Raw genomic sequence first — 19,038 nt, 5'->3', positions numbered from 1 at the left:
GTAGCGCACCAAGGGTGTTAGCGCGATTCTCATCCGGTTTCGGCTGGTTGGACTTGATTTTTCAACTTCTATTACTGATTATGTCGGGCGTAATAATTTGCAAAACACCAATCAGGACGACCCTGATGGATAGGACTCCTCGGCCGAGTAGTAAGCTTGCCTATGAATGCTTCAAAGAAAGTTTCGGTTTTTGTGATAGTGTTTTTTTCGCAGATTGTAAGTCGTTTGGTCTGCGGTAGCATTCCAGTGAATGACGGGGCGGGCTGGGATGGGGCCGGATACCTAAGGCTGATTAGCATACTTGCAAACGGCGGTTCTATTGCTGCTGACCCTTATCATACTATTCGTCTTCCTGGCCTCGCATTCGGGTTGGCTCTAGGGTATGCCAGTTTTTCCCCTCACGCGATACTGTTCGGGCAGGCCGTATTTAATATGGTGCTGATCTCGTTGAGCGCGGTATTGCTGTACACCGCCATGATTCGCCTTGAAGTGGCAGAGCGCGCCGCGCGTATATCTCTTGCGCTTTATGCGCTGGCTTGGCCAGTGCTCGTAATTCCATCTTATTATCCGCTGTTAACGGACCATGCAGCCGTATTTATGGGCTGTCTGGCCATTTGGAGTTGGGCTCATCGAAAAGATTTACTGTTGTGGTTCTTGATTCCAGCTTCATTCTGGATCATGCCGGGTGTTTTTTTGGTGCCTTTGGCGCTGCTTGCATTCAAACCTGGGGTAGCCCTGTCGCCATTGAATGAAGGACGTCACTGGATAACCGCTTGCAGGGTACTGCTCACCTTGGTAGTTGTATGTGTGGCCGCCCGGATGGGCCTGCCACTGCTGGAGAACATACCTGATATCTCTATCAGCCAGCACAGCAGCCAACTGAATGGTGTCACTTCCCTGATCGAATTGAGGAAGTTGTCCACGGCCATGGTGGTTCTTCAATTCGTATTTTTGGCCTGGATCGTTTGTGCTCGCTTAGTAGGCGGGGAGGTCTGGCAATCACTACGGGTCAAGCTTGCGATAGCTGGCCTTTTTGTCGCGGCACTGGGCGCTTATCTTGTGTCGTTTTTAGTGAACTGGTCGAGCGGGTATACTGGACCTCCATTGGTAGAATTCATGAGCTACCAGTCTCTGGCCCTTCCCGCTAAGCCATTGATCGCACATTTTGTCGGACTCACGCCTGCGGTGCTTCTCGTGTTGTGGGGGCTCTTGTCGAGAAGCACAAGCGCTGCGCAAATAGGGTTGTCATCAGCGGTGATTGCGTTCCTGCCATTCATACTGTTCGGCTCGGAAAGCAGGCAGTGGATTGTCATATTGCCCGCTATCGTCACGCTTTTCGCGCTCCAACGATGGTCTGTCTTGCAGCGAAGTTTGACGCTCGGCGCAGCAATTATTATTGCGCTGCCAATGTTCAGTCTGAAAAAGCATGTGGATAAAGCGTATGCCGCGGGGACTAGCCTGCAGGGGCATGATTGGCAATACTATTTCAGTCGGCAAGGCCCATGGATGTCTTTGGACTCCTACCAGACGGTCGTCATCTTGGTAGTTGTTTTCGTATTTCTGGCCGCCACCGTGGGCTCCAGACGAGCCCCGATGCTTGCTGGCCCGTCGAAAGCCCCAGATCCCAGTTGATTAATGCATGCCCGGCTAGTTCCGGGCCTTGTATATTTTGTATGCCGGGTCCGGTGATGATTCTGTCTGCACGAAGTTTTGAATGATATATTCGTTTATGAGCCTATGCGAGTTTGAAAATCTTAGTTCCTCTCGCCCGTCCATCGCCATGTCGAAAACCAAGACAAATCCCGGGTTGGCGTGTCGGATACGCTCGATCTCTTGTCGCTGGAAGTCGTCGCTTCTGGGAGACAGTGCATATATCTCCCACACGGGCGCGTGGCGGTCCAGAAGTGGATAAGCGCCCGGCCAGAAAGGCAGCACCAGCACAGACCTTCCGTCAGCCGCGTATTCTGCGGTCAGGCTTCGCAGCAATTTCACAGCCTCGGCTGTGCTTGGGTCCATTCGCAAGTGCGATTGACCAACATCTATTGGTTCCCAACCCGCCTGGGTCCGTGCTAGCCAACCTGGGTGCCAAGCCGCAAGTATGAACATGCTTACCCCAGCAGTTAACAGAGCGGTAGCCATGCGGGTTATGTTCAGACGCAAAGTCGCTGCAATCAGAAATATACCCAGCAACAGCGGATATATCCCTTGAGCAAGATGACCTACGTCGGCTCTTGCGAAGGCATAGTGAGAGTAGGGAAGCGCTGCACAGGCAACTGCTACCAGTGACGGGTTAACCTCCAACCCCTTTATCCGTGCACGGAAAGCCCAGATGAGCGAGACCGTTCCAAACAGGATAAGGGCAATGAAACATAGCCCGATGAGAAACCATCTGGCCTCGATCACAGCTCCAGCTGTCCCCCATCCCACTGTCCAAGGCCAAGGGACAGGTAGTGGAAGATTCGTGTTCCCTTGCCCAAGCATGAAAACAATTGAGTCGAGAAACGCTGACACGTACCCCGGAATGATCAGGCACATCAGCAATACTGGGAGGAAACCCACAAACACACCTGTTGCCCAGGCAGCCAGCCGATGACGAATTGGCTCCGTTCGCCATTCTGGAACAGTTAGCCACGCGATCGCCAATATGCTGGCTAATGCCCCATATACGCCATGATTTCGCCCAAAGACTGCAGCAAGCCCAACGGTTAAACCAGCTACAAAGCACCGCCCGCGATCGGGGCGATTCAGCATGTACGCCAGTACTCCAACAACCATCATAGAGATGGATATATCAAAAATCTTATGGCGTGGGTACATCCAGCCCATAAGGGCAATGGCTGCAATACATAGATAAACAACTTGTTGGAGTTTTGGCCATTTCAGGTTTTGTGCAATTGTCCATAGGCCCGCCCAAAGCCCGAGAACCTGGAAGGCCGCTACTGACACTCTGAGTGCGATTATGCCGCTATCATTGCCCAAAGCGAGAAAGGCGGCCGACCAGTAGTATCGACCAGGATCGTAGGCCATGAAATCGCGAAGCGGGATCTCGCCCGCATTGATTTGCCTGGCCCCGTACCAAAGATACCCTTCATCCCATAAGTTGAAGCCATCGTGGCCCTGCCATAGGAAATTCAAGGCGACCAGCGAGAGCGAAATAACAAATAGCCATCCAGGGCTTAGTGCCCTCTGCTTGATAATGCCGTCCATCTTTCCCGCGTCTCATCAGTAAAATGACAGCACTATGCCTGCTATGCCTAGTTGAGGGTAGTGTTTTGAAGGCGCTGCAGGAGTAGAGACCTTTCATACCCTTAGCAAGGAGGAGCCCCCTTAAGGCGCACTCGCATGCCTTAGAGCTCCTCAGAATCAGGCCGATAGGCTCAATGCACCTGCGCCGGAATCTCCACCGGCGCATACGCAAACTTGCTCAACGGCTTCACCCAGTAACGTTTGTAATCCGCCTCGCTAGGCGGCACGGGCTTTTCGTTGAACCAGCCCGAAGGGTGCCTCAGCTCGGCACGGTAGGCGTCCCATTCCATCTTCAACGCCGCTTCCCTGGCGGTGGCTTCGTTCTCGAACCAGCCCAGTACGTAGGCTTCGCCGTATTCCCGGCCGTGCTCGATCAGCAAATAGATGTCGTTGTTCATGGGGAATCTCCGTCAATCAGCGGCGTTCGGTAGGCCTTGTTCTGGTTTCGGCTAGCGCTCTCCTTCACTTTAGACACCCCTTTGCAAAGTGGTGCAATGGAAACGTCACCTTCTGTTACACGCCCCGGATCAGCGGCAGAGGTTGAGTGCGTTGCCGAGTGGTCATAGGATGACTGCCTATCTGACTGCCTGCCGAGGGACCGCCATGAGCTATGCCTACATTTCCAGCCCCAACGATGGGCTGATCACTCATTACCACCTCAATGACGAAACCGGTGAGCTGAGCCTGGTTGAGCAGGTTGAAGCGGGGGAGAAGGTGAACGCACTGTCGCTTTCACCGGACGGCAGCACCCTGTACGGCGCGCTGCGCGGCCAGCCACCGCAGGTGGTGAGCTTCAGCGTGGACGCCGGCAGCGGCAAGCTCACACGCCGTGCCGAGGCACCGCTTGGCGCGGGGTTGTCGTACATGGCCACCGATCGCCGAGGTCGCTTCCTCTTCGGCGCTTCCTACGGGGAGGACGTGGTAACCCTGCAGCCCATCGACGACGAGCTCCAGGTACTTGAGTCGATCCGCAAGTACCCCAGCGGCCTGCATGCGCACTCGGTGCGTACAGACCCAAGCAACCGCTTCGTATACGCGTGCGTACTGGGTGTCGATCGCGTACTGCAATACACCCTGAACGATCAGAAGGGCGAACTGCAGCCAATCGGAGAAGGGTTTGTAACTGTCGATGAGAACACCGGCCCACGGCATATGGCTTTCTCGGAAGATGGCCGTTACATGTTCGTGGTCGGTGAGATGAGCGGCACGGTGATCTCCTTTGCTATCGACGCGCAAACCGGTGCGCTCACCCAGGTTGGCGTTGAAAGCGGCATCCCTGCTTCGCTCAACCTGAGCGAAGGCCTTGTGCGCGACAACCGCAATAACAATTTGGCCGATGACCCCACGCCCCGCGTGTGGTGCGCGGACATCCGCCTAGTGCCCGGCGGCAAGCTGCTTTACATCACCGAGCGCACCACCAGTTCGGTGAGCGTGTTCGAAGTGGCAGACGGTGGCCAGCTGAAATACCTCGACAACCATAAGCTCGAAGAGAAGCAGCCGCGCAATATTGCTATCTCGCCGAACGGGCAGTGGCTGATTGCCTGTGGTGAGATGAGCAAAGTGGTAGGTACCTATCGCATTCATCCACACGGCAAGATCACCCGCGTGAGCGAGGCCCCATCCGGGGATGGCGCGCTGTGGATCGAGGTGCTTCCGTAACACGGAAAACTTCGCTAACAGCTATACACTGGTATTCGATTTCAGCTCCGCTAAGGTAGGTGCACGGCTCATGACGTGCCGTGCAACCTGTCAAGGAGCATTCCATGCGCAAGACAATCCTTTCTTCCATTCTCCTCGCTGCACTGGCTATCACTCCGCTCGCCGCTCAGGCCAATACCACCAGCGCCACGCCCGCGTCTTCCGCTGCGGCCATGGCCCAGAGCCTGGTCAACCTGAACACGGCAGACGCCGCTACCCTTCAGAAGGAGCTGGCCGGTATTGGCGCGGCCAAAGCCCAAGCCATCGTCGCGTTCCGTGAACAGAACGGCGCCTTTACGTCAGTTGACGAGCTGCTTGAGGTGCAAGGGATCGGGAAATCCCTGCTGGACAAGAACCGCGACCGCCTCGCTGTTAAATAACCGCTCCGCAAGCCTTGCCCTCGCTAATGAAGGAGGGCAGGCCTACCGCTCTTTAAATGCTGGTTGACATCTTAAGCCTGCGCATCGCAAGCTCTTTGCATGATAACTGTCATCCAAGCGTTGTGGAGAGCCCTTCATGTCCCTGTCTGAAACCTGCAACCGTGCACTGCACTTTATTCGCTTGCACCGTGGAGGCCGCCCATGAACGCGCCTCGCATTGTGGTAACCGGCATGGGCGCGGTGTCGCCCCTGGGTGCTGGTGTAGCAGCCAACTGGGCCCGGTTGATTGCCGGGGAGTCGGGCATTCGGCCGCTTGATCCCGCTACAGTGGAAGGGCTGTCCGTGGCGGTAGCGGGGCGTATACCTTCGCGGGATGAAGACCCGACCGCCGGCTTCGATCCCGAATCCGTGGTAAGCGGCAAGGACCAGAAGAAAATGGCGCCATTCATTGTGTATGCCTTGGCCGCTGCCGAAGAGGCCTTGAAGCAGGCGGGATGGGCACCGGCGGATGATGAGGCTCGTGCCCGCACTGCAACAGTGATCGGTTCAGGCATCGGCGGGTTCGGCACCATTGCCGAGGCGGTGCGCACCACGGACGAGCGCGGCCCTCGGCGGCTGTCTCCGTTCACGATTCCATCGTTCCTGGTTAACCTGGCCGCGGGTAACGTCTCGATCCGCTATGGCTTTCGCGGACCGTTGGGCGCCCCTGTAACGGCGTGCGCGGCGGGCGTTCAAGCCATAGGGGATGCTGCGCGGATGATTCGCGCCGGCGAAGCGGATATCGCGCTGTGCGGCGGAACAGAGGCGGCCATCGATCGCGTGAGCCTTGCCGGCTTTGCTGCTGCCCGGGCGGTGTCACCCAATGCCGTAGCCCTCGAGGCCTCCCGCCCCTTCGATAAAGACAGAGACGGCTTCGTGATGGGCGAGGGCGCTGGGCTGCTGGTAATCGAAACGCTCGAGCATGCCCAAGCCCGTGGCGCGGTGCCGTTGGCAGAACTGGTAGGTTATGGCACCTCGGCGGATGCCTACCATCTCACGGCAGCACCAGACGACGGAAACGGCGCGCAGCGTGCGATGCAGGCGGCGTTGGCCCAGGCAGGCATCGAACCCCGGCAGGTCGGGCATATCAATGCGCACGCTACCTCCACGCCGGTCGGCGACCGTGCGGAGCTACAGGCGGTGAAGGCGGTGTTCGGGGATGCGCCGGAGCTGACCATCTCGGCCACGAAATCCGCTACGGGCCATTTGCTCGGCGCTGCGGGTGGCCTGGAGGCTATCTTCACCGTGCTTGCGCTGAGGGATCAGCTAGCGCCGCCTACGCTAAATTACTGTGAAGCGGATGAGGCAGTGGGTGCGCTTAACGTAGCGGGGCCGGACGAACCTACACCGCTATCCACAAGCTATGCGTTGTCCAATGGGTTCGGCTTCGGTGGGGTGAACGCCAGCGTAATCTTCCGCCGCTGGATGGACTAATTCTACAGGGCTGTTCAGTTTTTGATCAGTTGCCGTAAGCCCGCGCCAGCCGTGGGTTTGCGGGGTGTTCCCCCAGCTTATGCACAGCGCCATGCAAGTTTTAGAGGGATAAGTGCCGGGTTTACAATCACATAGGGCAATCGCTGTATAACTCATGAACAGCGGATTTGGCTGATCAAAAATTGATCATATCGCCGCAAGCCATGCCAGCCGTGGCTTCCAGGGTGTTGTGCAACGGTTATCCACACAAGCGTCCCCGCGCTTTGTGTACAACCCTGAAGCAGTTGATCGTAAACTGCTCAATGGCTGCAAAGCCACGAGCGCTGCGGCCTCCAGCGCTCGCCCCCCAGCTTTTCCACACGTTGACACAAGGTTTTGCTGGATAACTACCGTTGGGTATAACTGGCCTTGAGCGAGCGTTTCGCATCCTCGAGGATGCGGGTGGAAAGGGCGGGATCTTTTACGCTTCGCGCGAGCACCAAGGCACCTACCAGCGACGACCACAGCACGGTTGCACGGGCCTCGGCGTCTCCGTCTGGTAGCAGTTTGGCAATCAAGGCCAGCCGGCCCTCGATAGCCTCATCCACGATTTCGCTGGGCTCTCCGCGCTGGCCCAGCTCTGCAGCCAGCGTGGGGAAGGGGCAACCGCGTTCCGGGTGGTCCCGGTGGCCTTCGCTCAGGTAGCGGTCGATCAGGGCTTCGATTGGGGTGGGATTGGCCGCAGCTTCGGCGACCACCGTGTCCATTTCAGCGGTGGCTTCGCGCAGTACGGTTTCTACCAATGCCTGCTTGGACGCGAAGTGTGCATAGAAGCCGCCATGGGTAAGCCCCAGCGCTTTCATGAGCGGCTGCAGGCCGGTGGCGGCAATGCCGTCGCGGCGAAAGCGAGCGCTGGCTTCACGCAGGATGCGCTGATAGGTTTGTGCCTTGTGGTCCTGGGAATATCGCATAAGGGCTCCAGGGTGATGAAATGTTATGCGACATTCTATCACCCTGAGCGGCTATGGCTTAGCGATCGCGCGCCTCTTTCGCGTCCATTTCCGCATTCCGCTCATGCACCCGCTTGAGCTGCGCTTCGCTCAAGGGCAGCTTTTGTGCGCTTTGGCGCAATACCATCAAGCCACCGACCACAGAGCCGATAGCCACCAACAGGATCAACCACGCATACCAGGGCATAAGAGCCTCCTTTACCGCTTCGAGTAACGCCGCCTGGCGTTGGTTCCAGTATAGGGCCCGAGGCGCATGTACTCCCGCCCAAATGCCCTCCCTCGGGGAAGCAAATCCGCTACAATGCGCGCCGTTTTCCTGTTTGCCGCCGAGAGCTCACATGCCTGCCTGCCAGTCGCCCGTTATTGTCGCTTTGGACTTTTCCACCCGCGAAGCCGCCTTGGCACTCGCGGATCGCCTGGACCCTGCCCTGTGCCGGGTTAAAGTGGGCAAGGAACTGTTCACCAGCAGCGCGGCAGGCATCGTCGAAGCGCTGAACGACCGTGGCTTCGAAGTGTTCCTGGACCTTAAATTCCACGACATCCCCAACACCACGGCCATGGCGGTGAAAGCGGCTGCCGAGATGGGCGTATGGATGGTGAACGTACACTGCTCGGGCGGCCTGCGCATGATGAGCGCCTGCCGTGAAGTGCTCGAGCAAAAGGGCGGCCACAAGCCGCTGTTGATTGGCGTGACCGTGCTTACCAGCATGGAGCGCGAAGACCTGGCCGGCATCGGCCTGGATGTAGACCCGCAAGAGCAAGTGCTGCGGCTGGCTGCCTTGGCCGAGAAAGCCGGGATGGACGGCCTGGTGTGCTCCGCTCTGGAAGCGCCGGCGCTCAAAGGCGCGCACCCAGGCCTGCAACTGGTTACCCCCGGCATCCGGCCCGCCGGCAGCGCCCAGGACGACCAGCGCCGCATCCTCACCCCGCGGCAGGCGCTGGATGCCGGTTCCGATTACCTGGTGATCGGCCGCCCGATCAGCCAGGCGGCAAACCCGGCCGAGGCCTTGGCGCGGGTGGTGGCTGAGCTCAAGGGCTGATCGGGCAGTCCATTCCCTGGCTTACGCCGGATGGCCGGCCCCGCAGGTCCTACAACCGCCGCCAGCCAGAAATAGGCCCTCTAGCCTCACGCCTGTGGCGGCTGCCCGTTCGAGGCATGCAGCCCGCCGTCCACCGGTAGGTTTACGCCGTTCACGAACCGTGCGTCCTCGCTGGCGAGGAAGGCAATCACGTCGGCAATCTCCTGAGGCTCGGCGGCGCGGCCCATGGGGATGCGTTCTTCGAACTTGGCCATCAGGGCTTCGTCGTTCTTCATCTCTGCCGTGAGGTCGCTCCAGGTGAGCGCGGGGCACACGGCGTTCACACGCACGCCTTGGCGGCCGTATTCCAGCGCCAGCGAGCGGGTGAAGTTGCTCACCGCGCCCTTGGCCGCGTTGTAGAAGCTCATGCCCCAGTCCCCGCCCAGGCCGGATACCGAAGACAGGTTGATGATCGAGCCTTTGCTCTCGATCAGATGAGGCATTGCCGCGCGGCAGCCGTAGAACACGCCGTTCACGTCAATGCTCATCACGTTGTGCCAGTCTTCGATCGGCGTATCGGTGAGGGAGCCCGAAGGCGCCACGCCCGCGTTGTTTACCAGCACGTCCAGTTTGCCGAAGCGCTCCACGGTCTGGTTTACCACGTCCTGCACGGCTTCCCAGGACGAGACGTCCGCTGCCACTACCAGGGTTTTATCTTCCGGCAGCAGCGCGGCGATGCGCTCAAGCTTGGACTTGTCCCGCCCAACCAGCGTTACCAGCGCGCCCTCCGCACCGAACCGCTGCGCGGTGGCCGCCCCGATGCCAGAGCCGGCGCCTGTAACGATTACAACCTTGTCGACAAACCTGAACATGCCCAGCTCCTGAAAAATGAATGGCTCATTTTCTGAGAGCGCCGCAAGAGCAGGGTTCCGCCTTTATGCTTCCCGGCTCAGGCTGCGCGCCGGTTGGCATTCAGAATCAGCAAGGTAAGCACGCCTGCGACGATGCCCCAGAACGCCGAGCCGATGGAAAACAGCGTCATGCCCGAGGCAGTGACCATGAAGGTGATCAGCGCGGCTTCCCGTTCGCGCGGCTCGGCCATGGCCTGGGTAAGGCCGTTGACGATGGAGCCGAACAGCGCCAGCGCGGCGATGGAGAGCACCAGCTCGCGCGGGAAGGCCGCAAACAATGCAGCCAGCGTGGCACCGAACGTGCCGGCCGCGCCATAGAACACGCCGCACCACACCGCCGCGGTGTATCGCTTCGCCGGGTTCTCGTGGGCCTGGGGCCCGGTACAGATGGCGGCGCTGATGGCCGCCAGGTTGATGCCGTGGGAGCCGAAGGGCGCCAGCAGCAGGGAAGCGATGCCGGTGACCGTGATCAGAGGGGAGGCGGGCACTTGATAACCGTCGGCGCGCAGCACGGCCATGCCTGGCATGTTCTGCGAGGTCATGCACACCACAAACAGGGGTATGGCGATGCTGATGGTGGCGCCAAGGGAGAAGGCCGGCGTGGTCCACACGGGTACAGCCAGCTGAAGGCTTACGCCGCTGAAGTTGAGCAAACCCAAGCCCGCTGCAAGTGCCAGGCCCACCAGCAAGGCCGCAAGCACCGCGTAGCGCGGTGAGGCGCGCTTGCATACCAGGTAGGCGAAGAACATACCCAGCACCAGCAGCGTCTGGTGCTGAGCCGCGATAAAGATTTCACTACCGATGCGGAACAGAATGCCGGCCAGCAGCGCCGCAGCCAGCGAACCTGGCAAGCGCCGCACCAGCCGTTCGAACGTACCGGTTACGCCGCATACCGTTACCAGTGCCGCGCAGGTGAGATAGGCGCCGATCGCCTCGGGGTAGCTCACGCCGCCCAGGCTGGTGATCAGCAAGGCCGCGCCGGGCGTGGACCAGGCCACGGTGATTGGCGTGCGGTAGCGTAGCGACAAGCCGATGCTGCACAGCGCCATGCCGATGGACAGCGCCCAGATCCACGAAGCAATTTGCCCCGCGCTCAACCCGGCGGCCTGGCCAGCCTGATACATGAGGATGAGCGAGCTGGTGTAGCCGGTCATCATCGCAATGAAGCCTGCCACTACGGCGGATACAGAGGTGTCGGCAAGCGGTCGGAGGCGGGGAGGGGCTGCGCTGAGCATGGGGGCGGATCCTTGCGTGTGGTTCACGAAGGGTACCGCCGCCTTGCCGGATTCAAGCCGTACAGCGAGGGGAACATTGAGCGATACAGTAGCCAGTTGCCGTTCACCCTGTAGGAAGCTGGCGAAGTGGCATGCGCCCATAAAGTTGGACGAGTAAATCAGGCTGCTGCGGCCTGGGTCCTGTACGCCACAGGGCTCAGGCCGTCGAGCTTCATCTTGATGCGGTAATGATTGTAATAGTGAATGTATTCCTCAATCGCCGTCCATAGCTGATCGATGCTGGTAAAGCGCTCCCGGTAGAAGAACTCCGTCTTGAGCGTGCCGAAAAAACTTTCCATGGCCGCGTTGTCCAAGCAGTTACCTTTGCGCGACATGCTCTGTTCCAGACCCGCTGCCTGTAGCCGGTCGCGGTACTCCTGATAGCGGTAGTGCCAGCCCTGATCCGAGTGCAGCAGCGGCGTGGCACCGTCCGGCAAGCGCTTCAGAGCCTGCTCCAACATTTGCCCCACCAGCGCATACTGTGGGCGTTCGGCGAGCTGATAGGCCACGATCTCGCCGTTGTACAAGTCCAGCACGGGCGACAGGTACAGCTTTTCACTGCCCACCTTGAACTCGGTCACGTCGGTCACCCACTTCTGATTCGGCGCCTCGGCCTTGAAATTCCGGGCCAGCAGGTTGGGCGCGGCTACCCCTATCAGGCCGTTGTACGACTTGTACCGCTTGGGTCGTACCTTGCATTGAAGCCCCATCTCGCCCATCAGCCGACGCACTTTCTTGCTGTTGACCAGCTGCCCGTCGTGACGCAGGGTCGCGGTCACGCGGCGGTAGCCGTATCGGCCCTTGTGCTGATCCTGAATGCTCTGGATCGCAGCTTTCAGCGGGGCGCTCATGTCCCCGGCAGCAATCGCCTTGAGTTGGTAGTAGTAGGTGCTGCGCGCCAGCCCGGCCGCCTTGAGCAGCGCATCAAGGTCAAAGTCCGACCGCAGCGCGGTGACTATCCGGGCTTTTTCTTCCCGGCTGCCGCCTGCCTTTCCTTTTCCTCCCTTAACGCCTTCAACTTTTTTAGGTAAGCGTTCTCCACCCGAGCCTGGTACAGCCTGGCCAGCAACTGGTCATGGGTCAGGTCTTCATCCTTGATCGACTCGGATGGAAGGGGCGTCTGGGGTTTTGGAAATTTCGGCTTGGACATGACAACAGGCAATTCCTGGGGCCCCGGGCGCGGGGCTTCGATGGCGCTACTGTAGTACTCACGCTCCCATCTGCCCACCTGGCTGGAACAGCCGAGGTTGAACAGGGCCGCGACCTCTCGAAGCGATAGGTGATCGCGACACTTCGTTTGCAGTACCATCAGCTTGAATTCGGTGGTGTACGACTGGCGCGCACGCGGCGTGACACCCTGTTCGCCATGTTGCCTATAGGCCGCAATCCAGCGGCGCAGCAGCGTGGGATCAACGCCGAAGTCGGCGCCAACGCGGCGAAAACCGTAGGCCCCAGAGAGGAAGGCGCCGATCGCTGAAAGCTTGAACTGCGTACTGTACTTGCTCATGAATACACCCCAGAGGTTGGATGGATGTCCAACTTCTAGGGCGCGCCTCAAAGCTAGCGAATGGGTTCAAAGGCCATATGCAGGATTAATCGCCTATTCGCGAGCTCCGCCGGACGGCCGGCCCCGCCGCTTCCCACAAGTGTGAGCGAGCCCGCGGGGTGTCAGGATGAACTCTGTGGGAGACGGGCGGAGCCGCAGGCGTAGCTCGCGAATAAGAGCCTAAAAAAACAGCTCAAGGCAGTTGCTTCCCACAAAGTTAGGCAGTGGCTCTGATTATTATTTGATCAGCCCGAGGAATTCCATGCGGGTGGCGGCGTTGTCGCGGAATTCGCCCAGCATCACCGAGGTGATCATGGTGGAATTCTGCTTTTCCACGCCGCGCATCATCATGCACATGTGCTTGGCTTCAACCACCACGGCCACGCCGGCGGCGCCGGTGACCTGCAGGATCGCGTCGGCGATCTGGCGGCTGAGGTTTTCCTGGATCTGCAGGCGGCGGGCATACATGTCCACGATGCGCGCTACCTTGGAAAGGCCCAGCACCTTGCCGTTAGGCAGGTAAGCGACGTGAGCCTTGCCGATGAAGGGCAGCATGTGGTGTTCGCACAGGGAATACAGCTCGATGTCCTTCACCAGCACCATTTCGCTGTTGTCGGAGCTGAACAGGGCACCATTGGTGACTTCTTCCAGGGTTTGCTCGTAGCCGCGGCAGAGGTACTGCATGGCCTTGGCGGCCCGCTTGGGCGTGTCCAGCAGGCCCTCGCGCGAGATGTCCTCGCCGATCTGACCGAGAATGGCGCTGTATTGCTGTTCCAGGGACATGAAATTACCTGTAAGAAAATTTTTCGCAGGCGCGTAGGGTAAGGCCGCCAATGAGGCGCCGCAAGTCTGCCTTGGGCGGCGCGGGTGCGGTTATTCGTCCCGCCCTTCGAGCATGGTGCGCCGCAGCATCACATACACCGCGCCGGTGCCGCCGTGGCGGGGCTGGCACGAGGTGAAGCCCAGTACCTGAGGATGCTGGCGCAGCCAGGTGTTCACGTGGCTCTTGATCATCGGCCGCTTGCCGTCCAGGCGCGAAGCCTTGCCGTGGGTTACCCGCACGCAGCGGATCTCGAGGCGGGTGGCTTCGGCAAGGAATTCCCAGAGGATCTCCCGGGCCTTTTCTACTTGCATCCCGTGCAGGTCCAGGCTGCCTTCGAAGGCAATCTGGCCCAGCTTGAGCTTGCGCATCTGGCCTTCCTGCACGCCGTCCCGCGCCCAGTCCAGCGCATCCTCGGGGCCTACGTCGATCACGAACTGATCGGACAGCCCGTCCACGACCTTCACGTCCTGGCGTACGGTTGCCGCCTGGCGCAGAGTTTGCACCCGCTGGCGGTCGGCGCGTGGCTTGCCGGTGTCCGCGCGGTCGTGGCGGATGGGCTTTACCCCCCGGACTTCCGATTGGAACAGGGAAAAATCGTCGTCTTGCATCGTTGCCTCCAAACAGGAGGCCAGTCTACGCGAGTCAGTCGTGCTTTTTCATCAGGTGTGGCGCCAGGTTCAGGTCCTGTGTGCGCCGCATCCGCCGACGGCAGCGCCGCCACACGATGATCCCCAGGTAAAGGAACAGCAGGCCGAACACCACCTGGATGATGGCGCCGGTGGTGCTGGTATCAAGGCCTTCAAGGGCGGGTGGGCGGCCCAGCAGGCTGGCCGCGCCGGCCATGCCCAGCAGGATGCCAAAGGTGGCCAGCAATGCCGCGAAGGTTGCACCCAACCGCATCCGCCACCGGTTTGGACCGCGAGGGCGAAGCCGGCGGGCGTCAAAACCGTCGTCGGATAGCTTCATCGGGAGTTCCTCAGGTGAATATCGGCCCTTCGACCCGCTTCAGCGGTTCGGGTTCCGACATGGCTGGCAATTGGCTTGCGGTGGCCGGGTTGATCGACAGGCGGTGCGGGTTGTGAACTAGATCACATTCGAGGTAACGGTAACCGCCGCGAAATTGTCCGCCATGGTGGCCATGCCTACCTGCTTCACCTGTTCGGCGCTCAGCACACCGTCCTTGTAGGGCAGGTCACGGGTAGCGCAGGCGTCTTCTACCAACGTGCACCGGTAACCGTAGTCCTTGGAAGCACGGACAGTGGTGCTGATGCTCGAATGGGTCATGAAACCGCACACGATCAGGTCCACATGGCCCAGGCTCTGCAGCAGGTCGTGCAGGCCGGTATTGTTGAATGCGTTGGGCATGCGCTTTTCGATGATGTGCTCGCCTTCGAGCGGCGCGGCCTTGTCGATAAAGCGCCCACGCTCGCCCTGAGGGTCGAACAGGCCACCGGGAATACCCAGGTGTTTGACGTGCACGATCGGCCGGTTGGCCTTGCGCGCGGCGTCCAGCAGCAGGGCGATGTGATCGACGGCTTCGTCAATGCCCGACAATGCCAGAGGGCCGCTGAGGTACTCCTTCTGCGCATCGATAATGATCAGCGTGGCATTGCTCAGGGTGAACGGCGGATAGCCGCGACCGCTGAGTTGGAACATCGTCTTGACATCGGGCATCAGGGGCTCCTTTGGATAGGGCTTTTGCGTATTGTCCACTGCCGAAGCCGTTAAGGGAATCACTGTAATGCGAAGTCACGCTGGCTTGAGCGCAGGCTGATAGAATCCACGGCACTTTTTTCGAGGAGCCTGCCGTGATTACCACCCGCCTGCGCACCCTGCGCGACCACATCCGTTGGGCCGTCAGCCGCTTCCATGCCGAAGGGCTCTACTTCGGGCACGGTACCGACAATGCCTGGGACGAAGCGCGGCAGTTGGTTGTCGGCGCCTTGCACCTGCCGTGGGATATCAGCGACGCCTACCTGGACTGCCGCCTGGAAGACGACGAGCTCAGCCACGTGCAGCACCTGCTGCGCCGGCGTATCAAGGACCGCATCCCCGCCGCCTACCTGCTGGGCGAAGCGTGGTTCTGCGGCATGCCGTTCGTGGTGGATGAACGTGTATTGATTCCGCGTTCGCCAATTGCCGAGCTGATCGGCCAACGTTTCGCGCCTTGGCTGGCGGCAACGCCGGCGCGCATCCTGGACCTGTGCACTGGCTCGGGCTGCATCGGGATCGCGTGCGCTCAGGCGTTCCCGGCTGCGGAAGTGGTGCTCGCCGACCTGTCCTTCGAAGCCCTTGAAGTGGCCAATCAGAATATCGAGCGGCATGAGCTGGACGCGCGGGTGTTCACCGTGCAGGGCGATGGTTTCGAGGAGTTGCCGGGGCAGCGTTTCGACTTGATCGTCTCCAACCCGCCCTACGTGGATGCCGAGGATTTCGCCGACATGCCGCCGGAGTATCACCACGAGCCGGCCCTGGGCCTGGCGTGCGGCGATGACGGCCTGGACCTGGTGCGGCGCATGCTGGCCGAAGCCGCCGACCACCTCACCGAGCAAGGCTTGCTGGTGGTGGAAGTGGGCAATAGCCAGGTGCACGTGCAGGCCCTGTACCCGGAAGTGGATTTCACCTGGTTCGAGTTCGAGCACGGCGGCCACGGCGTATTTGGCCTCACCGCCCAGCAGTGCCGCGATCACCAGGCGCTGTTTGCCGAGCGGGCGTGATTACCAGGTTGGGAGTGAGATGTAATTTCATGGACTCGCCCTGGCCGAGGCGTCAGTGCGCCACGGTGGCAGTCTAAACAGCCAACGACAGCGAGGGCGAGTCCATGAAAAAGCATACGACGGTCCCACAACCTTTGTCTTCCACCGATTGGTCCGCCTGTACCACCGTGGCGGTCGACCTGGCCAAGCGGGTGTTCCAGGTGGCAGGGGAAGACGCCCTGGGGCAGGTGCGCTTCGAACAGCGGATCAAATCGCGCGAAGCCTTTTATGCTTTCCTTTGCCAGCTGTCGCCGCACGTCACGGTGCTGGTGGAAACCGGCCCTGGCGCTCAGGCCTGGGCGCTGCAGCTGCAAAAGCAGGGCAATCTGGCGCGAATCCTGCCGGCCAAGCTGGTGGCCAACCATCGTAGCGGCGCCAAGAGCGACCGCAACGACGCGCTGGCCATCCTGCGCGCCGGGCGCGACAGCAACATCCACGCCGTGCCCATCAAAAGCGCCGCCGCCCTGGCCATGCAGGCACTGCACCGCGCCCGGCAGGGTTACATCCGCCGGCGTACGGCACTGAGCAATCAGATGCGGGGGCTGTTGCTCGAGCATGGCGTGGCGCTGGCCCAGGGCGAGGCGGCGATCAGCCAGAAGGTCCCGCTGGTGCTGGAGGATGCCACCCAACCGCTGCCTGACCTGCTGCGTGAGCTGATCGACGAGTTGCTGGCTGAATGGCGACACCTGGGCGAGCGCATCAACGTCCTCACCGGGCGCCTGGAAGCGGCGGCGAACGCGGACAAGACGGCCAAACGGCTGATGACGGTGCGCGGCGTGGGGCCGATCATCGCCACGGCGCTGCTGGCCAAGCAGACCGAACCTGAACGCTTCGCCAATGCGCGCCAGTTCGCTGCCTATTTCGGCCTGGTGCCGGAACAGCGCAGCAGCGGCGAGAAAGTGCGCCTGGGCAAGATGAACAAGCGCGGCGACGGCTACCTGCGCAGCCTGATGATCCAGGGCTCACATAGTGTGCTCAGGCAGATAAAGCCAGATTCGCCCCACCCGGATGATCGGCGCCTGCTCAACTGGCTCAGCCGCCTGGGCCAGAAGGAGGCGGCGGTGCGCCTGGCCAACCGCAACCTGCGCATCCTCTGGGTGCTGCTACAGAATGAACAGACCTACTGCCGCCAACCGGCCACAAGCCAGCACGCGGCGGCAAGTCTCTGATCCACCGAGTTCTGCCACCGCGGCGCGCAAGCGCCTGTCCCTGCTGACAAACATTTACCCCAGGTCAGACCGACGCGGATAGATGCCTTGGCTCCTACCGGCCTTCGAGGCCTGAATGTAATCGGCATACCGCGTGCTCACCAAATGTTGGCCCGAAGCCGAAGCCGGCTTCCTCGAAAGGCCTGATACATAGATGCAGCCGGGCAGAATGTTAAAAGCGGGTAGACAGTGGGGGCGAGTCCATACATAGGAGCCGGGCGAAGCCGAAGGCGTAGCTCGCGAATAAGGGCGAAATCTATTCGCGAGCTTTGGCATGCGCCCATAAAGTTGGACGAGTAAATCAGGCTGCTGCGGCCTGGGTCCTGTACGCCACAGGGCTCAGGCCGTCGAGCTTCATCTTGATGCGGTAATGATTGTAATAGTGAATGTATTCCTCAATCGCCGTCCATAGCTGATCGATGCTGGTAAAGCGCTCCCGGTAGAAGAACTCCGTCTTGAGCGTGCCGAAAAAACTTTCCATGGCCGCGTTGTCCAAGCAGTTACCTTTGCGCGACATGCTCTGTTCCAGACCCGCTGCCTGTAGCCGGTCGCGGTACTCCTGATAGCGGTAGTGCCAGCCCTGATCCGAGTGCAGCAGCGGCGTGGCACCGTCCGGCAAGCGCTTCAGAGCCTGCTCCAACATTTGCCCCACCAGCGCATACTGTGGGCGTTCGGCGAGCTGATAGGCCACGATCTCGCCGTTGTACAAGTCCAGCACGGGCGACAGGTACAGCTTTTCACTGCCCACCTTGAACTCGGTCACGTCGGTCACCCACTTCTGATTCGGCGCCTCGGCCTTGAAATTCCGGGCCAGCAGGTTGGGCGCGGCTACCCCTATCAGGCCGTTGTACGACTTGTACCGCTTGGGTCGTACCTTGCATTGAAGCCCCATCTCGCCCATCAGCCGACGCACTTTCTTGCTGTTGACCAGCTGCCCGTCGTGACGCAGGGTCGCGGTCACGCGGCGGTAGCCGTATCGGCCCTTGTGCTGATCCTGAATGCTCTGGATCGCAGCTTTCAGCGGGGCGCTCATGTCCCCGGCAGCAATCGCCTTGAGTTGGTAGTAGTAGGTGCTGCGCGCCAGCCCGGCCGCCTTGAGCAGCGCATCAAGGTCAAAGTCCGACCGCAGCGCGGTGACTATCCGGGCTTTTTCTTCCCGGCTGCCGCCTGCCTTTCCTTTTCCTCCCTTAACGCCTTCAACTTTTTTAGGTAAGCGTTCTCCACCCGAGCCTGGTACAGCCTGGCCAGCAACTGGTCATGGGTCAGGTCTTCATCCTTGATCGACTCGGATGGAAGGGGCGTCTGGGGTTTTGGAAATTTCGGCTTGGACATGACAACAGGCAATTCCTGGGGCCCCGGGCGCGGGGCTTCGATGGCGCTACTGTAGTACTCACGCTCCCATCTGCCCACCTGGCTGGAACAGCCGAGGTTGAACAGGGCCGCGACCTCTCGAAGCGATAGGTGATCGCGCCACTTCGTTTGCAGTACCATCAGCTTGAATTCGGTGGTGTACGACTGGCGCGCACGCGGCGTGACACCCTGTTCGCCATGTTGCCTATAGGCCGCAATCCAGCGGCGCAGCAGCGTGGGATCAACGCCGAAGTCGGCGCCAACGCGGCGAAAACCGTAGGCCCCAGAGAGGAAGGCGCCGATCGCTGAAAGCTTGAACTGCGTACTGTACTTGCTCATGAATACACCCCAGAGGTTGGATGGAT

19 protein-coding genes are annotated in these 19,038 nt (G+C 60.4%); 7 read left to right on the top strand and 12 right to left on the bottom strand.

The annotated features are described in order from the left end of the window. The first annotated feature begins 162 nt into the window (after window positions 1-162). Window positions 163-1,632: a hypothetical protein gene (locus AC3Z8Y_RS17425; RefSeq protein ID WP_490086882.1), complete on the top strand. Its 1,470-nt coding sequence runs from the start codon at window positions 163-165 to the stop codon at window positions 1,630-1,632. A gap of 15 nt (window positions 1,633-1,647) precedes the next feature. On the opposite strand, the gene AC3Z8Y_RS17420 is transcribed toward AC3Z8Y_RS17425, so the two are convergent. Together AC3Z8Y_RS17420 and AC3Z8Y_RS17415 are read right to left on the bottom strand one after the other, a co-directional pair. After that, the gene (locus tag AC3Z8Y_RS17420) at window positions 1,648-3,207 is read right to left on the bottom strand and encodes a hypothetical protein (protein WP_490086881.1); all 1,560 of its coding nucleotides are present in this window, start codon (window positions 3,205-3,207) and stop codon (window positions 1,648-1,650) included. A gap of 170 nt (window positions 3,208-3,377) precedes the next feature. Continuing rightward, on the bottom strand, window positions 3,378-3,644 hold the full coding sequence (locus AC3Z8Y_RS17415; RefSeq protein ID WP_490086880.1) for a hypothetical protein: 267 nt from the start codon (window positions 3,642-3,644) through the stop codon (window positions 3,378-3,380). A 169-nt stretch (window positions 3,645-3,813) separates the two neighbouring features. On the opposite strand from AC3Z8Y_RS17415, the gene AC3Z8Y_RS17410 reads away from it, so the two are divergent. The 3 genes from AC3Z8Y_RS17410 (at window position 3,814) to fabF (ending at window position 6,797) form a co-directional block, all read left to right on the top strand. Next, entirely contained in the window at window positions 3,814-4,905 is a 1,092-nt protein-coding gene (locus AC3Z8Y_RS17410; RefSeq protein WP_490086879.1) for a lactonase family protein, read from the top strand. 104 nt (window positions 4,906-5,009) lie between these two features. Next, window positions 5,010-5,324 (top strand): ComEA family DNA-binding protein, encoded by a 315-nt coding sequence (locus tag AC3Z8Y_RS17405; RefSeq protein WP_490086878.1) that lies wholly within the window; start codon window positions 5,010-5,012, stop codon window positions 5,322-5,324. A 201-nt stretch (window positions 5,325-5,525) separates the two neighbouring features. Next, a complete protein-coding gene (fabF, locus tag AC3Z8Y_RS17400) occupies window positions 5,526-6,797 on the top strand; it encodes a beta-ketoacyl-ACP synthase II (RefSeq protein WP_490086877.1) in 1,272 nt (423 codons plus the stop codon). Between the two features lie 386 nt (window positions 6,798-7,183). On the opposite strand, the gene AC3Z8Y_RS17395 is transcribed toward fabF, so the two are convergent. Both AC3Z8Y_RS17395 and AC3Z8Y_RS17390 read right to left on the bottom strand, forming a co-directional pair. After that, window positions 7,184-7,747, bottom strand: a complete 564-nt coding sequence (locus tag AC3Z8Y_RS17395; protein WP_490086876.1) for a TetR/AcrR family transcriptional regulator — start codon at window positions 7,745-7,747, stop codon at window positions 7,184-7,186. 58 nt (window positions 7,748-7,805) lie between these two features. Then, on the bottom strand, window positions 7,806-7,973 hold the full coding sequence (locus tag AC3Z8Y_RS17390; protein WP_181111613.1) for a DUF2897 family protein: 168 nt from the start codon (window positions 7,971-7,973) through the stop codon (window positions 7,806-7,808). Between the two features lie 151 nt (window positions 7,974-8,124). Here AC3Z8Y_RS17390 and pyrF point away from each other — a divergent pair, with 151 nt between their 5' ends. Further along, on the top strand, window positions 8,125-8,826 hold the full coding sequence (pyrF, locus tag AC3Z8Y_RS17385) for an orotidine-5'-phosphate decarboxylase (RefSeq protein WP_490086875.1): 702 nt from the start codon (window positions 8,125-8,127) through the stop codon (window positions 8,824-8,826). An 86-nt stretch (window positions 8,827-8,912) separates the two neighbouring features. Here the strand turns inward: pyrF and budC are convergent, their stop codons facing one another. The 7 genes from budC to AC3Z8Y_RS17350 all read right to left on the bottom strand — a co-directional run bounded on the left by budC (window position 8,913) and on the right by AC3Z8Y_RS17350 (window position 15,033). After that, window positions 8,913-9,677 (bottom strand): meso-2,3-butanediol dehydrogenase, encoded by a 765-nt coding sequence (budC, locus tag AC3Z8Y_RS17380; RefSeq protein WP_490086874.1) that lies wholly within the window; start codon window positions 9,675-9,677, stop codon window positions 8,913-8,915. A 77-nt stretch (window positions 9,678-9,754) separates the two neighbouring features. Then, window positions 9,755-10,951 (bottom strand): benzoate/H(+) symporter BenE family transporter, encoded by a 1,197-nt coding sequence (locus AC3Z8Y_RS17375; protein ID WP_490086873.1) that lies wholly within the window; start codon window positions 10,949-10,951, stop codon window positions 9,755-9,757. Window positions 10,952-11,109: 158 nt separating this feature from the next. Beyond that, window positions 11,110-12,497, bottom strand: a protein-coding gene (locus AC3Z8Y_RS17370; protein ID WP_490086872.1) for an IS3 family transposase whose coding sequence is annotated in 2 segments (ribosomal slippage) — window positions 11,110-11,981 and window positions 11,981-12,497 — 1,389 coding nt in all. Because the reading frame shifts where the segments join, the coding sequence is not laid out codon by codon here. A 276-nt stretch (window positions 12,498-12,773) separates the two neighbouring features. Further along, window positions 12,774-13,319 (bottom strand): GTP cyclohydrolase I FolE, encoded by a 546-nt coding sequence (gene folE / locus AC3Z8Y_RS17365; RefSeq protein ID WP_181111617.1) that lies wholly within the window; start codon window positions 13,317-13,319, stop codon window positions 12,774-12,776. Between the two features lie 90 nt (window positions 13,320-13,409). Continuing rightward, window positions 13,410-13,967, bottom strand: coding sequence for a Smr/MutS family protein (locus AC3Z8Y_RS17360; RefSeq protein WP_181111618.1), 558 nt, complete (start codon window positions 13,965-13,967; stop codon window positions 13,410-13,412). A gap of 34 nt (window positions 13,968-14,001) precedes the next feature. Further along, on the bottom strand, window positions 14,002-14,325 hold the full coding sequence (locus AC3Z8Y_RS17355; protein WP_181111619.1) for a hypothetical protein: 324 nt from the start codon (window positions 14,323-14,325) through the stop codon (window positions 14,002-14,004). 117 nt (window positions 14,326-14,442) lie between these two features. Continuing rightward, window positions 14,443-15,033 carry a cysteine hydrolase family protein gene (locus AC3Z8Y_RS17350; protein ID WP_490086871.1) on the bottom strand — a complete coding sequence of 197 codons (591 nt, stop codon included), beginning with the start codon at window positions 15,031-15,033 and terminating at the stop codon, window positions 14,443-14,445. 134 nt (window positions 15,034-15,167) lie between these two features. Between AC3Z8Y_RS17350 and prmB the strand changes: the two genes are divergently transcribed. Both prmB and AC3Z8Y_RS17340 read left to right on the top strand, forming a co-directional pair. Further along, the gene (prmB, locus tag AC3Z8Y_RS17345) at window positions 15,168-16,076 is read left to right on the top strand and encodes a 50S ribosomal protein L3 N(5)-glutamine methyltransferase (protein ID WP_490086870.1); all 909 of its coding nucleotides are present in this window, start codon (window positions 15,168-15,170) and stop codon (window positions 16,074-16,076) included. Window positions 16,077-16,180: 104 nt separating this feature from the next. Then, complete coding sequence (locus AC3Z8Y_RS17340; RefSeq protein ID WP_490086869.1) at window positions 16,181-17,284, top strand: IS110 family RNA-guided transposase; 1,104 nt, start codon at window positions 16,181-16,183, stop codon at window positions 17,282-17,284. Between the two features lie 340 nt (window positions 17,285-17,624). Here AC3Z8Y_RS17340 and AC3Z8Y_RS17335 read toward each other — a convergent pair. Further along, a protein-coding gene (locus AC3Z8Y_RS17335) for an IS3 family transposase (RefSeq protein ID WP_490086846.1) occupies window positions 17,625-19,012 on the bottom strand; the annotation gives its coding sequence in 2 pieces (ribosomal slippage) (window positions 17,625-18,496 and window positions 18,496-19,012; 1,389 coding nt in all). Window positions 19,013-19,038: the final 26 nt, after the last annotated feature.

The organism is Pseudomonas sp. 3MAES_34.3B (assembly GCF_058145875.1).
Note: the sequence above shows the minus strand (reverse complement) of the source record. Positions and strands in the feature narration are given on the sequence as shown.

What these genes read in the sequence shown, in the direction of transcription:
- AC3Z8Y_RS17420 (WP_490086881.1), bottom strand. Translation starts at nt 3,207, where the DNA reads ATGGACGGCATTATCAAGCAGAGGGCACTAAGCCCTGGATGGCTATTT.
- AC3Z8Y_RS17415 (WP_490086880.1), bottom strand. Translation starts at nt 3,644, where the DNA reads ATGAACAACGACATCTATTTGCTGATCGAGCACGGCCGGGAATACGGC.
- AC3Z8Y_RS17340 (WP_490086869.1), top strand. Translation starts at nt 16,181, where the DNA reads ATGAAAAAGCATACGACGGTCCCACAACCTTTGTCTTCCACCGATTGG.
- AC3Z8Y_RS17375 (WP_490086873.1), bottom strand. Translation starts at nt 10,951, where the DNA reads ATGCTCAGCGCAGCCCCTCCCCGCCTCCGACCGCTTGCCGACACCTCT.
- AC3Z8Y_RS17390 (WP_181111613.1), bottom strand. Translation starts at nt 7,973, where the DNA reads ATGCCCTGGTATGCGTGGTTGATCCTGTTGGTGGCTATCGGCTCTGTG.
- AC3Z8Y_RS17395 (WP_490086876.1), bottom strand. Translation starts at nt 7,747, where the DNA reads ATGCGATATTCCCAGGACCACAAGGCACAAACCTATCAGCGCATCCTG.
- AC3Z8Y_RS17405 (WP_490086878.1), top strand. Translation starts at nt 5,010, where the DNA reads ATGCGCAAGACAATCCTTTCTTCCATTCTCCTCGCTGCACTGGCTATC.
- pyrF (WP_490086875.1), top strand. Translation starts at nt 8,125, where the DNA reads ATGCCTGCCTGCCAGTCGCCCGTTATTGTCGCTTTGGACTTTTCCACC.
- AC3Z8Y_RS17410 (WP_490086879.1), top strand. Translation starts at nt 3,814, where the DNA reads ATGACTGCCTATCTGACTGCCTGCCGAGGGACCGCCATGAGCTATGCC.
- folE (WP_181111617.1), bottom strand. Translation starts at nt 13,319, where the DNA reads ATGTCCCTGGAACAGCAATACAGCGCCATTCTCGGTCAGATCGGCGAG.
- AC3Z8Y_RS17355 (WP_181111619.1), bottom strand. Translation starts at nt 14,325, where the DNA reads ATGAAGCTATCCGACGACGGTTTTGACGCCCGCCGGCTTCGCCCTCGC.
- budC (WP_490086874.1), bottom strand. Translation starts at nt 9,677, where the DNA reads ATGTTCAGGTTTGTCGACAAGGTTGTAATCGTTACAGGCGCCGGCTCT.
- fabF (WP_490086877.1), top strand. Translation starts at nt 5,526, where the DNA reads ATGAACGCGCCTCGCATTGTGGTAACCGGCATGGGCGCGGTGTCGCCC.
- AC3Z8Y_RS17350 (WP_490086871.1), bottom strand. Translation starts at nt 15,033, where the DNA reads ATGCCCGATGTCAAGACGATGTTCCAACTCAGCGGTCGCGGCTATCCG.
- AC3Z8Y_RS17425 (WP_490086882.1), top strand. Translation starts at nt 163, where the DNA reads ATGAATGCTTCAAAGAAAGTTTCGGTTTTTGTGATAGTGTTTTTTTCG.
- AC3Z8Y_RS17360 (WP_181111618.1), bottom strand. Translation starts at nt 13,967, where the DNA reads ATGCAAGACGACGATTTTTCCCTGTTCCAATCGGAAGTCCGGGGGGTA.